Here is a 14146-nt window from a genome sequence, read left to right as displayed (position 1 = left end):
ATGAATAGTAATACAGTTTCTCCATCGCCTATGTTTCTGCGCCGGAACTCACTTCTTTTTGCCGTACTCGCCATTCTGCCTTTGGGCGGTTGCGCCAGCTGGCAAAAGCCGGCTCTTTCCGTGCAGGAGACATCTTCCCCCGAGTTGCTCAGCGCCGATCAAATCGATCCGGCTATGCGCGAACGCATTTTGCGCGAAGTTGGTCAGGATGTTCAAGAGCGGGCTTTGCGGGATGAGGTGAAGCAGCACCCGGACAATGTTGATGCGGCGATACGACTTACAAATGCCTTGGTGGGCCAGAAGCGCCCGCACGAAGCGGTTGAGGTGCTCGACAGCGTCTTGGTTGCAGCCCCAGGAAACGTACGTGCATTGAATGCGAAGGGCGTGATTTTGGACATTGAGGGGCGGCATGACGCGGCACAGGCCCTGTATCGGCGAGCTCTCGAAAACGAGCCAGGCAATCAGATGGTGCAGCATAACTTCAATCTGTCGCTTGCCTTTAACGGCAAGTCCGAACAACCAAGGTTAGCACGATCGCAATAGGTGGGCACAGTGCATGCGCAGCCTGTTCCCCGGCTCGAACACGCGCTCGGCTCCCATCATAGATGGCCCCCTGAAGAGAGCCATATCTATGCAAAACAGTTGCTCCAGATCTGGCCGGCAGAGATCGGCAGGAGAGCCGGATGACATCACGCGGCCACCCGCAAGGCCACCCGCCTCGCTTCGTTGCCAGAGCGCCCTCTCCCTCGCCGGTCACCGTCTCGCAATGCGGCGACCTGGCTTAAGGCGGTCGACCGAGCGCCCGATGCAGTAGCCATGAATACGTAACGCAGCGATGGACCCGCCGGATCGTGTCGCGCTTGTGCTGGCCGTCCCTGCCATTACAGCACGGTGATTGTAGCTGGATCATATTCTAGAGGCATCGATGGTGTGGATGCCTTCGATCCAAACAATCGATTTGTTGAATTCGTCCGCCTGAGGAAATTAGCTGCGGCGATCCGACTTCCGACGCCTGCAGGCGCAAAACCAACAGCGTGAGCGCTGCGGGTCCGGAGGCAGGCTGCAAAGTGCAATCACCAGCGCTGATAAGCGGCAAGTGAAGAATGTATCGCTCGGGCAACTCCTGTGTTGTGCACGGTTGCCCCGCGAGGTGAACTGTAGCAGCTTGGCAGCTCAGCGTTCACGAAAGGAGAAAAGATTTGGGGCCAAGCAAAGACCGGCTTTTTTGATTGTCTTGCTGTATCGCTATGGTGGGGCGGGCGCGACCGCTCCCATAATTCAATACGCTGCCTTTAGCGATGGACGATGACGGGATGCGTCGCCGAGACTTCAATGGTGGAGGAGCAGCGCACCCGTCGATCCATTTGCTTTCAGCGGCAACCGCCACTATGAAGCGACACTTCGCCCAACTGTGTTTCAAGCTGCCCGGAGAAGTTTATGACAGAAGAACCCCACAAGACCGACATCCTCATCGAGCTCACTGCCGATGTTGTATCAGCCTACGTCTCCAACAACCCCGTCCCGGCGGGGGAGCTTCCTGCCCTGATCGCCCAAGTGCACGGGGCTCTAAACGGCACGGCTGGACTCATACCGGCAGAAGAGCCTGTGCCTGTAAAAAAACCTGCTGTCCCGATCAAAAAGTCGATCGAACCGGACTACATCATTAGCCTTGAAGACGGCAAGAAATTCAAATCGCTAAAGCGCCATCTGGCGACGCACTATGGTCTGACCCCAGACGAATATCGCGCCAAATGGGGTCTGCCGTCGGATTATCCCATGGTGGCGCCGAATTACGCCGCTGCGCGCTCCGCCTTGGCCAAGACCATGGGACTCGGCCGCAAACCGAAAGAGCCGGAAGCCCCAGCCACGGCGCCGGCGAAACGGACCCGCAAGAAGGTCGCAGCCTAAATCCGTATCAACAGTCGTTCGGACGCGCAGCAGCCGTTGGCCCAATCTGCGCGGAATCAAAGGGCGGGGATGAGCCCCGCCTTTCCCGTCCAAGAGCCTCATTTCCAGAGTAATTCATGATGGCTCCAGCAATCCCTGCCGCGGCATTAACTTGCATGCTCCGGCCCGGGTTTCGAGCCGTCAATGCGTTCCGGCGATGACGAACCTTGCCAAGGCTTTCCCGGACCGTTAGCCAGCCTTGCTGAGGCTGCCTGCAGAGGACTTTCCCGTGCGGCGATCCTGTTCCACCTCGTAGTTGATCTTCTGGCCCTCATTAAGGGTCGACAGGCCCGCTCGTTCAACAGCGGAAATGTGGACAAAGACATCCTGACCGCCGTTGTCAGGCTGAATAAAACCAAAACCCTTCGTGCTGTTGAACCACTTCACCGTTCCAGTCGCCATATCCATTCCTTTGTAATAAGTCGCAACTTAGGCAGGCCATTCACGCCAGCCTGATTTGTACACGAGACTTTAGGCGCATCAAAATCGGAAAATTGCAAGGCCCACTCGATCGCCTGATCTCCAGCAGCAACTGCAACATATGCGAGGCGCGTGCCAGACGAGGCGTATGCCAGACGTTTCGTCGTGCGCTGTCGCTCGAACGTTGACAGAAACAATGACACACCTTGCAAACTCGGCACATCTTGTGGACGTGCTCGGGTCGCTTCTCGACTGCGATACCCGCTCCTGACCGGGTATCGTCGGCCAAAATGAGAGTTTTTGTCATGTGCCGCCAGACCGAAAGATCAGGCGCGCAGCGACCTGCACATTCAAACCGGAACCCGCGAACCTCGATTAGCTTCTGCCTGCTCCGAAGGGCGGTAGCCTGCTCTGAGGCGGGCCACTGTCGGGTTGAAAACCAACTGTCGGGTTCGGAACCCCAGATTGTCGGCAAGGTACGCGCCGCCCACTGGTTGGCCAAAGGGGCACTGGCTCCTGATCCTGCCGCCATGCTCGCCCGATCTCAACCCGATCAAGACAGGTCTGCTCAAAACTCAAGGCGCGGCTGCGGAAGAAGGCGGCCAAAACTTTCGACGCTCTCTGCGGAACTCTCGGCGATATCTGCCAGCTGTAGGAGCCAAATCAAAAACCATTAATTGCGACAGGTGATTTTATGACATTCATTGCGAAGAGGCCAGAATGAACAGCGGAAGAGAGTAGCAGCTCTCTGGTCGCGGCGAGGTGGATCGTCGACACGATCGGCACCTGGCCCGTGCGGGGATCGCACCGCAGCCAGCACCAGAGCCAGACCTTGACCGCTTGCCTTGCTCAGGCGCCACAACAACGAGTGGCTGGAAGCAGATCCACGTGAACTCAGCGATATCGATCAGACGATGCTTACCCTCATGAAAGCCGATCCCGACGCTGTCCAGCGCCGCGAAATCCTGACCAGCATATGGCGCATCGGATGCCACCGCCTGCACACTCACCATCGACATGCCGGAACTCGGAACCAAAGGCCGCAAGCCTCGCCGGCCTCGGCAAAATGGAGCGGCCGCGCCTTCATCCGGGGCGGCCGGGCCAATGTTCGCCAGGCCCTCTACATGCCCGGCCCTTCGCCCTGCGCTTCAACCCCGACCTCAAGGCAAAATACCAGGCGCTAAAGGCGGCAGGCAAACCCGCAAAGGTCATCATCTTGTTGCGAAAGCTCCTCATCCTAGCAAACGCTCTCCTCAAGGCGCAGCGAAAATGGCCCCTAAAACCCTTGACCGAAACGGATACCTTAGCCTTTCAGGTGAGGCGGGCCGAGATAGACCAACCGCGGGTTTAACTTCGCGAGTTTAAGCTGATTATGCCGATGCAACTCTAGCGCCTGCGCGACCGTTTTAGCTTCCATCAACAAGGCGGCAGGCTGGGAGGAAGTACCCTCCCCTGCCGCGAACAAGCTTTGGACAAAGCCCCACCTTGTCCGTAATGTGATCGGGAGGCCGGGGCGCGGCGGTGCTCAGCGGATGTGACGCGCGAGATCTGCGACCCTACCCATCAGCACTTCCATCGGTCCTCGCTGGAAGATGCGCAGCCAAAGCACCGCAAAAGTGCTGATAACCACAACGAAGCCAAAGAGCGTGGACAGGCTCTCGTCTTTGAAAATGTTTATCTTCATAAGATAGGCTATTCCCGCAATGTGCAGCACATAGGCCGTCAAAGACATCGAGCCGACTGCGATTATTGGCCAGACCAGCTTTCGCAGACGCGGGAGCGCATCCACAGCGAGCATGCAAGCCGCCAAGATGATCATTGCGCAACCGGTGCTGCCCACGATCGAAAGCGTCGTTTCGCTATGAGGTGCGGCTATCCATGACGACTTGACTATAAATGACGACTTGGAAGGCTCAAAAGCGCCGTCAACGTCAGACCACCACAAGGAGGTTTCAGTCAAAGCGCGGGAACTCAGCGCGAGCAAGGATCCCCCATGGCCCAACACGGCCAGCGCGACCCCCGCCAGACCAAGGCGCCAATGCGCTGCTAGCGTATTAAGATTAAGGCGCGCGATGGCCATGCCAGCGATGAGGAAAGGAACCCAGGTCACCGCGGGATAGTAGCCGTTGACCATGAGGTTGAAGACCGGGTCGAGGAGGTTGGGGGCAACCGACAGAAGGGAGGAACGGACTTGCGGGAGAACTAATGCCGTAGCGGCAGCGATCAAGCCCAGCTGATATGCGCTGAGCCGATGGAGCGGCAATACCAACAAGAAGCAAATTCCGTAGTATTCTAGGATGACTTCGACCTGGGTACCGAGGCAGCCCAGGATTGAGCCAAGCGCGAGCAAAACAAGGGCACGAATTGCGACTCTGGCGATGGCCTGTCTACCGGCTATCCCCGACTTCGGCGCCTTGCGACCTGTAATCAGGAGGATTGAAAAACCGGCCAATACGGCAAACAGGGCCGACGGCCGCCCATGGGTTAGTTCCATCAGAAACCCGACTAGTCCTCCTTCGCCGGGGTCGGGACCGAGATGGGCGGCATACATCCCGAAGACAGCCAGGCCCCGAGCGAGGTCGATGCCGACCAGCCGATCTACTACCGACCCATTCCTAGCGTCGGCAACCGGTGCCTTCATTACCATGGTAGATTCCCTTGTTGGGTGTGTGGATCGCGGGAGCCGCGATAGGAGAGCCGGTCGGCTGCTGCCGTCGCCTCGTGAAAGGGTTCAAAACATCGCGCCATCTGGCGCATCGAGCCGGCGACAGAGCTGTTCAGCCATTAGCCTGGGGTAAGAACAACAGATCGGCTCACAAAGCCTGTGTCACGGACCTGAAAAGTGGTGTCGCGGAACCGTCGTTTTTTGCATGATGGCTAAGCCGAGAGATCCACTGCACCGACGAGAGACTCAGCGACGTTAGATATCCGATCAGTACGCCGCGGCTCCGCCGGTGACGATCACCCCGGGTGTCAAGGCCAGGGCGTAAACCTGCCATAATCTGTGGTAGTGCGCCCGCGACCAATCCGTTCGACAAAGCTCGGCGCATGGTCGAGCCAATCATATTCTTCCATGTGGCTGTTGCCTGAAAAACCGAAGACGCCGTTCGCTGGTCCAGCTCCAGACCTCGGCCTGCGTCGGTCATTAGAACCGGCGCGCCTGTTTCCCAAATCAATTTGCTGATGCAGCCGCCGGGGGTCACATTGAGCAAAAGTGCCGAGTTCAGGACGGGTTTCATAGGGGCTCTTCGTTTGGCTTTGTTAACGACCCCTTTCTTGCAAGTTGTAGCTGACAGCAGCCTGAAAGCTCCCCAAATAATTCGCTGCCGCCGGTTCAGCCTATTGTCAGCTTCGACCAATAAGATGGGAGCCTTGCCCTCATACCGGAGCTCGGCAGCATGATGCGAATACTGCTCACTGAAGACGATAAGGACCTTGGAAGTGCTATGCACGATCATTTGGTGGCTGGTGGCCACGCGGTCGACTGGGCCAAGAACCTGTCCGAAGCGCGCGATTATGCAGCTGTGGTCGGCTACGACCTTATTTTGCTCGACGTTCACCTGCCGGACGGCAATGGGATCGACTATCTGCGGGAGCTGATCAAGGAACTTGAATCGGCACCGGTCATCATTCTGACAGCCTGCGATCGGATTTCGCATCGCATCGAGGGCTTCAACGCTGGAGCCGACGACTATTTGGTCAAGCCGTTCGATCTGGGGGAACTCTCAGCGCGTATCCATGCAGTGGCACGTCGCCATGGGCATTTTCCGGAGCCGCAATTTTCGGTTGGGACGCTTTCCATACAGGCAGCCGAGCGACGCCTCTTCCGCGACGGGCAGGAGGTCTACCTGACTTGACGCGGATGGGCGGTGCTCGACTACCGTCTGCCCCAGCCCTGCACGGTCGTTTCAAAAGGGAAGATCGTGGACGCGCTTTTCGGCAGACGGCGCTGATTCATACTCTAAAAGAAAATTCGGCTTCCAGTTGCCTTGGCCATGACTTTCCTTCCCGAGAGATGGGTGACAGTTCATTCCGGATAGATGGGTTACACTTTCGGCCCTTTGCAAGGAGAGCAAGGTGCCTTGGAAGGAGTGTAACGTCATGGAAGAGCGGCTGAAGTTCGTCGCCCGGCTGCTGGACGCGAGAAGATGGCGGTGCTTTGCCGGGAGTTCGATATCTCGCGCAAGACCGGCTACAAGATCCTCACGCGCTACAACGACAGCGGCCTGGAGGGCTGACGGACCGATCGCGGCGGCCCTATCGCCACGCCAATCAGCTTCCGTTTCAAATCGAGAAGCTGATTGTGCGCCTCAAGCAAGACAAGCCGACATGGGGTGCGCCGAAGATACGCGAGCGGCTGGCCCGGCTGTATCCGGATGTGCACCGGCCCGCGATCTCGGCCGTGCATGCCGTGCTCGACCGCCACGGCATGGTCGAGCGCCGCAAGCGCAGGCGCAACAGGGCGACGGGGACACCACTTTCAAACGGCTGTCGCCCTAACGATCTTTGGTGTGCCGACTACAAGGGCGAGTTCGGCAGAGAACACGGCCGGGACAGGGGATCACAAACACTTGACCGTTCCAGACCCTGGCAGTGGCGCATCGATTGACCGTTGGCTCTGTTCGTGGGCACCGAAAATAGGGCCTTCTTGGTCCTCGGCAGAGAATATGGCCCGGACGGGGGATAACAAACACTTGACCGTTCCAGACTCTGGCAGTGGCGCATCGATTGACCGTCGACTCTGTTCGCGAGCGCCGAAAATACGGACGACCCCTATGGTCAAAGTGCACTTCTGACCTGCTAGGCACTGTTCGATAACTGGAGGCACCCGCTACGGTGCCCTCGTATTTAAGACACCTGTCAGTTTCAAGCCTGGACATTGACGCGTGGCGCGGCTGCCATTCGTTGACCGCCACGTCGAATTGCCCGCCAACCAGTGTACAGCCGCCGGTGGTCACATTGAGCAAAAGTGCCGAGATCAGGAGGGGTTTCATAAGGCCTCTTCGTTTGGCTTTGTTAACGACCCCTTTCTTGCAATTGTAGCTGACAGCAGCCTGAAAGCCCCCAGATATTCGCTGGCGCCGGTTCAGCCTACTGTCAGCTTCGATCAATAAGGCAGGAGCCTTGCCCTCATACCGGAGCTCGGCAGCCTGATGCGAATACTGCTCATTGAAGACGACGACGACCTTAGAAGTGCTGTGCACGATCATTTGGTGGCTGGTGGCCACGCGGTCGACTGGGCCGAGGGCCTGTCCGGAGCGCGCGGTCATGCAGCTGTGGCCGGCTACGACGTTATTTTGCTCGACGTTCACCTGCCGGACGGCAATGGCATCGACTATCTGCGGGAGCTGATCAAGGGGCTTGATACAACGCCGGTCATCATTCTGACAGCCCGCGATCGGATTTCGCATCGCATCGAGGGGCTCAACGCTGGCGCCGACGACTATTTGGTCAAGCCGTTCGATCTGGGGGAACTCTCGGCACGCATCCGTGCAGTGGCACGTCGCCAAGGGCATTTTCCGGAGCCGCAATTTTCGGTTGGGACGCTTTCCATACAGGCAGCCGAGCGACGCCTCTTCCGCGACGGGCAGGAGGTCCACCTGTCTGGACGCGAATGGGCGGTGCTCGACTGCCTTCTACGCCGGCCCGGTTCGGTCGTTTCAAAGGGGAGGATCGAGCACGCGCTTTATTCATTCAATTCGGAGTTCGAGAGCAACACAGTGGAGGTTTATGTCAGCCGGCTCCGCAAGAAGATCGGCGGGGATAGAATAGCAACCGTGCGTGGCTCCGGATACAGGCTCGTGGTCACATGACGAACTCGAACAGCATGACGAGAAAGCTGATATCGTGGTTAGGCGGGGCAACGCTCCTGGTTTGGATCGCCGCCCCAACCATTGCTGCGTTCATTTTTTGCAATAATGTAAACGAAAGTTCGGATGACTTGCTCCAGGGGAGCGCAGAGTACAGAGAACCAGAGCTGATCAAGGTCTTGAATGGAAAACACGTTGATCAATACAATAACCACTTGCCAACTTATGAAAAGTACTGGACCTATCGTGAGCAGGTTATTAATAAGTACGGGGTAGTGCTTATTTCTGAACCGGAAGAGGGTCAGCAGCCCTTCCCTGATGCTCCCCTGAGTAACGGCTTTTGGCGAAACGCTGATTACCGCGTCTACACAGAGGAGATCCAAGACGGCGTGTATCATCAGTTGGCCGAACCGCTTGATGGCCGCCGTACCACAATCGCGAAGGGCGCACTTTTTGTCTTCCTTCCGACACTCGTGCTCCTGCCCTTTAGCTTAGCTGTTTGGTGGATCGTGATCCGGCGCTCGCTGCGGCCAATCGAGGTACTGCGACAGCAGATCGGATCGCGCGACGGCGGCAATCTGTCACCAATGGACTTGGGCGATTTCCCGGCAGAGTTGGCTCCAATCGCGGCATCCGTCAATCGGCTTCTCGATCGTCTGCGGGCGGCTCTCGAGGCCGAACGCGAGTTCGCCGCAAACAGTGCGCATGAACTGCGCACGCCGATCGCAGGTTCAATCGCTCAGATGCAGAGATTAGTGGCCGAGCTTCCCAATGGGTCGGCCAAAATGCGTGCGCGCGGCATCGAGCAAGCGCTGTCGAGCCTTGGCCGCCTTGTCGAAAAAGTGCTTCAGCTCGCTCAAGCCGAATCGGGGGTTGGCATGGCGGATCACGCGATCGATCTTGTCCGATCGGTTCGGCTGGAAATCGATGACCTGAGGAAAAAGCCGCAATATGCCGGACGCCTGCATCTTAACGTCGACGGCTGCCCCACTTTGATGCGCAAAGTGGATGTCGATGCGTTTGGGATCCTCCTTCGTAACCTGATCGAGAATGCGCTGATACATGGACTGCCCACTGTTCCGACAACAGTTTCCGTCCAAACTGATGGAACCATCGCTATTGCAAACGCCGGACCGGTGGTGCCCCTCCCCGACCTCGAAGGGCTTACAAAGCGATTTAGTCGTGGTGCTACTCCTGCTGCGGGCTCAGGCCTTGGTCTACATATCGCTAACATGGTTATCCAGCGGATCGGTGGCAGTCTAGAGCTTGCGTCGCCCGCCCGCGGTCGCAATGATGGTTTCGAGGCGATCATACGAATTCCTCAATGACACCGGTGAATTCGACGACAGTTGGACACAGGGCGGATTGCTGGCAAGGCTGCTGACAGGGCGAACTGTACGGCAGTATGTATACGGCGTAGAAATCGTACTTCACACAACGCATTTCGGCCGCGGCAATCAATGCCGCTATCATCGTCTGAGCAGTTCGATCGAAGCGACACGACATGATCGGCAAAATCGAAGGCTCCGCCTCACCGCTCGCTCGATTTCGCCCGGGGAGAAAAAAGGCCATCCGAGAAAGTGCAAGCCGCCGCGCAAAGGCGACGTGTCCAATTGTCTGGGTGCCCCTGTGCGCCGGCCCGATCGGGTTGGCGCAGGTCCAGTAAGGACCCGGACCAACCATTCCATTTAGACGACCGGCAGGTTTTAATCGGCGTCCGGATCGCCGTCCCAAAATGCCCCAAGTATACGGCTAGAAAGGCTGCCAACGATCGAGCTTTGGTCGGAGGCGTGCTTGTCAGCGTCTTGGGTGCTTGACCGGCCTTTGCAATGGCCATCGCCATCGCAAGTATCGTGCGTGGCCAGTGAGACCGCAATTTCATCAGCCTGGAGCCGACCGTATCGGTGCTTTTTTATGATTTAGGGATTTTTCGTTTTCCTCTTGGATCATCACGGGTTTGGAGAGGATCTGGTGTTAAGTGCCATTCGGAGCGCCGGCGAACGGCCCGAAATTAATGTGGTCGAGTGATGAAGCCTCCCGAATGCGTTAAACGAGACCCTTTATGGCGGCCCTGGCTGACAACAGTCTGAAAGCTGCAAGCGGCATGCGAAAATGGGGCGATCCTGAATGACGACAGATGCTATCAACATGAAAGAGGCTCGCCCTGAAAGCTGAGCACGCTTTATGCTCAGGCTGCTGACAAGGCCAAAGCAGCGTAAGTGCGTAGTGAAATCCAAGGTCCACATGGGTCGTCGCGCGTCCCATGCGCCTGGGAAGGCGCCGGCCCGGCCAAGCTTTCCCAGCTCGTCCGCATGATGCTTCGCTGAGCGTCAATGGACGTTGGCGCGAGACCAAGGCGTCGTGCGTTGCAATCCGGACGGTCCAGGGTATCAGGAGTTTCACGGCCTCGGCCCGCTTGGCTGGCCACAGTTGAAGCTCCAACGTACCGGCTGGCACCGGGAAATTGGGCTCTGCGCTGCCTCAACGCTGATGGCACGGTCAATGCTTGCCTACCGATGGGGCCGCCCATGCCGTGATGCTGTCGGTCGACGTTCGCAAACCAGACCCTCGCGAGACCCAGCGAAGGGGCTCGCCGGTACGACGAGGGACCTTACCTCTTTATGCGCGGCATCATTATCGAGGATGACATGTTGCCTTACACGTCGTCCCTCGCGCTCGGGTCTTTGTGGGGCGGATGAAGTCCTGATCGCGGTGGCACTGCTGCATGTTTGCGTAAGACCCATCCAGTCACGATCGCGCTGTCCTTCGATGTCGCGGTGCTGATAGGCGGGCAGATCGGTGTGCGCGGCGCCCGCCAAAGGATCGTCGTCACGCCGGAGGAGGCGAGCGTCATAGCCGGCGCGCCGGCGAAAGGCGCTTTCTGTCGGATGCCCGACAATGTCGGATATCGCAAGTATCAAGGTTGGATCAAACCTTGCGAATCGGGGCTTTCTTACTTGGCACGGGGCATGCTCAGGTATCCGCAAACACCCAATGGATAACGAGCAGACTTCCCATGGCCTCACCATGCCGAAAGTTTCCCGGACGCATCCAAAGATGAGGCTCGCGTCAGGCCCAGCAACACGCTGACGGCTCATGTGGCTCGGCGTCGCGTGCCGATCCACTTTCTCCCAATAGGCGTTCGGGAGACATAGATCCTTCAAAATGAGGAACAGATCACTTTGCCAGGAACGCAGCCCATAACCCCACTCTCCCTACCAGAACTACCAAGCAAGCCCCGCACTCATGGGCTTCGCAGGACGTCCGTTGCGTCCGAGTTGGTCGGCGCGGGGCCGGCTCCGATCCCCGTCGCATGGGAGGACGGCAAGGCGAGGGATTTCGTGCTCGACAACGGCATGGAGGTGGTCGTCATTCCCAACCACCGGGCGCCGATCGTCACCCACATGGTGTGGTACAAGATCGGCAGCGCCGACGAGCCGCCGGGCAAATCCGGCATCGCCCATTTCTTCGAGCATCTGATGTTCAAGGCGACGACCAACCATGCGGGCGGCGAATTCGACCGCGCAGTGTTCGAGATCGGCGGCTCCAACAACGCCTTCACCTCCTCCGACTACACCGCCTTCTATCAGACAGTGGCGCCGTCGGCGCTCGAGCTGATGATGAGCTTCGAGGCCGACCGAATGCGAAACCTCATCCTGACCGACGATGTCGTCAAGACCGAGCGCGATGTGGTCATCGAGGAGCGCCGCTCAAGCACCGACACCAACCCGCAGGACGTTCTCCATGAGGAGATCGACGCGACGCTGTGGCAGAACCACCCCTATCGCATCCCGATCATCGGCTGGATGCAGGAGATCGAGCAGCTGAACCGCGTCGACGCCACCGTCTTCTATGAAAAGTACTACTGGCCCAACAACTCCGTGCTGATCGTGGCCGGCGATGTCGAACCGGACACGGTGCGGGCGCTGGCCGAAAAGACCTATGGCAAGGTGGCGCGCGGACCTGACCTGCCGCCGCGCATCCGGCCGGTTGAGCCCGAGCAGAACACCAGGCGCACCGTCACGCTCTCAGACGCCCGCGTCAGCGTGCCCAGTTTTTCGACGCAGTGGGTGGTGCCGTCCTACCACACCGCCAAGCCGGGCGAGGCCGAAGCGCTCGACCTGCTGGCCGAAATTCTCGGCGGCGGTAACCGCGGCCGGCTCTACCAGGCGCTCGCTGTCCAGCAAGGTATCGCTTCCAGCGCCCGCGTCTATTTCCAGGGCACTATGCTCGACGACACCAAGTTCGCCATCTATGGCGCACCGCGCGGCGATGCCAAGCTGGCTGATCTCGAAGCGGCGGCCGCTGCCGAAGTTGCCCGCATTGCCGAGGATGGTGTCAGCAACGAGGAACTAGGCAAGGCCAAGGACCACTATTTGCTCAATATGATCTTTGCGGAAGACAACCTGGACTGGCTCGCCAGCATCTACGGCTCGACGCTGGCCACCGGCGGTACCGTGAAGGATGTCGAGGAACGGCCGAATCGCATCCGCAAGGTTACCCCCGAGCAAATCAAAGCAGTTGCCGCCCGCTATCTCGCGTTCGACCGTTCGACCACGGGCTATCTCTTGCCCAAGACGGAGAATCAAGAGATGACGCTCGGCGCTCGGCCCCATGCTGCGATGAACATCCAGGAGGTGAAGTCCGAAAAGGGCATCATCGCCTGGCTGGTGGAGGACCACACAGTGGAAATCGTCAACATCGGCTTTGCCTTCAAGGGCGGCACCAAGCAGGACCCGGTCGGGAAGGAGGGGATGGCCAAACTGATGGCCGGCCTGTTCATCGAAGGCGCTGGCCATTACGACAGCGGTGCCTTCCAGGTGAAGCTCGACCATGCCGGCGCCGAAATGAGTTTGGACGCGCAAAGCGACGACATCTACGGATCGATGTGCATGCTTTCCAAAAAGCAGGACGCGGCGTTCGGCCTGCTTCGGCTCGCGCTGAACGCGCCGCGCTTCGAGCAGGGGCCGATCGATCGCGTCCGCGCCGAGATTGTCTCCCGCATCGTCGGCAGCGAGCGAGACCCTAACGCCATCGCTCAGCGCAAATGGCTGCGCGCGATCTATGGCGCGCATCCTTGTTCAAGGCTGGGAGAAGGCACAAAAGAGAGCCTGCCCGGCATCACGCCGTCCGACCTCCGCGCCTTCCACCAGGCCATTTTCGCTCGCGACGGGCTCCATATTGCCGTGGTGGGTGACATTGACGCGAACACGTTGAGGGAAAGGCTTGACCAGCTGTTTGGTGATTTGCCTGAGCAACAAACCCTCGTCCCCGTCTACGATGTCGCGCCGAAACTCGGTCAACTGGTGGAGGAGAACTACGACCTGCCGCAGACTTCGCTGACGTTGGCCTGGCCTGGCGTGAAGCCTAGCGCGCCGGATTTCTACGCGGCCGTGCTGCTGAACGACATCCTTGGCGGCTCATACTTGACTTCCCGCCTTTACGAGGAGGTACGTCAAAAACGCGGCCTTGCCTATCACGTCAGCTCTGAACTAACCCTTGACTCGCTTCTGGTTACGACAGAGACACGCTCGGACTGCGCTGCCCAAACACTGAGCATCGTGCGAGATGTGGTAAAGCAGATGGCGCAGCAAGGACCGACCGGGGCCGAGCTCAAGGCGTCGAAGAAGCACCTGATCGGCGCCTATGCCATCGACCAACTGGGCTCGACCCGCTCGATTGCAGACCGGCTCCTGGATTTGCAGATTCACAAGGCCGACGTCGACTACAACCAGCGTCGCGCCCGCAGCATCGGTCGGGTGACGCTCAAACAGGTCAAGGCGGCGGCCAAAAAGCTGCTTTCGGCCGAGCCCGCCATTTTGGTGGTCGGCCCGCCGCTGGGCGGCAAGGATGAGTAAAGAAACTCATCTCACCTTCCTTCTTCATCGGGGCTTCTCGTGGGAAGAGCGAATGTGGAGGCCCGTGGGCCAAGCAGATCATGCAGACGCGCGGAGTCGTTTTCGCCGACC

At 58.7% G+C, this 14146-nt stretch carries 8 protein-coding genes and 2 pseudogenes; 8 read left to right on the top strand and 2 right to left on the bottom strand.

Translation table 11 applies throughout. The annotated features are described in order from the left end of the window. Together P9254_RS24605 and P9254_RS24600 are read left to right on the top strand one after the other, a co-directional pair. Window positions 1-543: a tetratricopeptide repeat protein gene (locus P9254_RS24605; RefSeq protein WP_082826568.1), complete on the top strand. Its 543-nt coding sequence runs from the start codon at window positions 1-3 to the stop codon at window positions 541-543. A gap of 894 nt (window positions 544-1437) precedes the next feature. After that, on the top strand, window positions 1438-1908 hold the full coding sequence (locus P9254_RS24600) for a MucR family transcriptional regulator (protein ID WP_024505385.1): 471 nt from the start codon (window positions 1438-1440) through the stop codon (window positions 1906-1908). 228 nt (window positions 1909-2136) lie between these two features. Here P9254_RS24600 and P9254_RS24595 read toward each other — a convergent pair whose 3' ends face one another. Further along, window positions 2137-2349, bottom strand: coding sequence for a cold-shock protein (locus tag P9254_RS24595; protein WP_008874821.1), 213 nt, complete (start codon window positions 2347-2349; stop codon window positions 2137-2139). Between the two features lie 1543 nt (window positions 2350-3892). After that, window positions 3893-5014, bottom strand: coding sequence for a DUF418 domain-containing protein (locus tag P9254_RS24590; RefSeq protein ID WP_063169274.1), 1122 nt, complete (start codon window positions 5012-5014; stop codon window positions 3893-3895). 751 nt (window positions 5015-5765) lie between these two features. On the opposite strand from P9254_RS24590, the gene P9254_RS24585 reads away from it, so the two are divergent. The 6 genes and pseudogenes from P9254_RS24585 to P9254_RS24560 all read left to right on the top strand — a co-directional run bounded on the left by P9254_RS24585 (window position 5766) and on the right by P9254_RS24560 (window position 14035). Then, window positions 5766-6224: a response regulator transcription factor gene (locus tag P9254_RS24585; protein ID WP_224570033.1), complete on the top strand. Its 459-nt coding sequence runs from the start codon at window positions 5766-5768 to the stop codon at window positions 6222-6224. 220 nt (window positions 6225-6444) lie between these two features. After that, window positions 6445-6901, top strand: a pseudogene (locus P9254_RS24580) (helix-turn-helix domain-containing protein); the annotation flags it as partial. A gap of 619 nt (window positions 6902-7520) precedes the next feature. Continuing rightward, window positions 7521-8180, top strand: coding sequence for a response regulator transcription factor (locus tag P9254_RS24575; protein WP_024505389.1), 660 nt, complete (start codon window positions 7521-7523; stop codon window positions 8178-8180). Further along, a complete protein-coding gene (locus P9254_RS24570; RefSeq protein ID WP_063169275.1) occupies window positions 8177-9505 on the top strand; it encodes a sensor histidine kinase in 1329 nt (442 codons plus the stop codon). The genes P9254_RS24575 and P9254_RS24570 overlap by 4 nt, the downstream gene beginning before the upstream one ends. A gap of 1950 nt (window positions 9506-11455) precedes the next feature. Beyond that, a pseudogene (locus P9254_RS24565) lies at window positions 11456-12760 on the top strand (M16 family metallopeptidase); the annotation flags it as partial. A 9-nt stretch (window positions 12761-12769) separates the two neighbouring features. Next, the gene (locus P9254_RS24560; RefSeq protein ID WP_128311092.1) at window positions 12770-14035 is read left to right on the top strand and encodes a M16 family metallopeptidase; all 1266 of its coding nucleotides are present in this window, start codon (window positions 12770-12772) and stop codon (window positions 14033-14035) included. Window positions 14036-14146: the final 111 nt, after the last annotated feature.

The organism is Mesorhizobium sp. WSM4983 (genome assembly GCF_029625765.1).
In the GTDB taxonomy this organism is placed as follows: Bacteria; Pseudomonadota; Alphaproteobacteria; order Rhizobiales; family Rhizobiaceae; genus Mesorhizobium.
The sequence above is the reverse complement of the archived record's forward strand: the minus strand, read 5'-3'. Positions and strand labels throughout refer to the sequence as shown.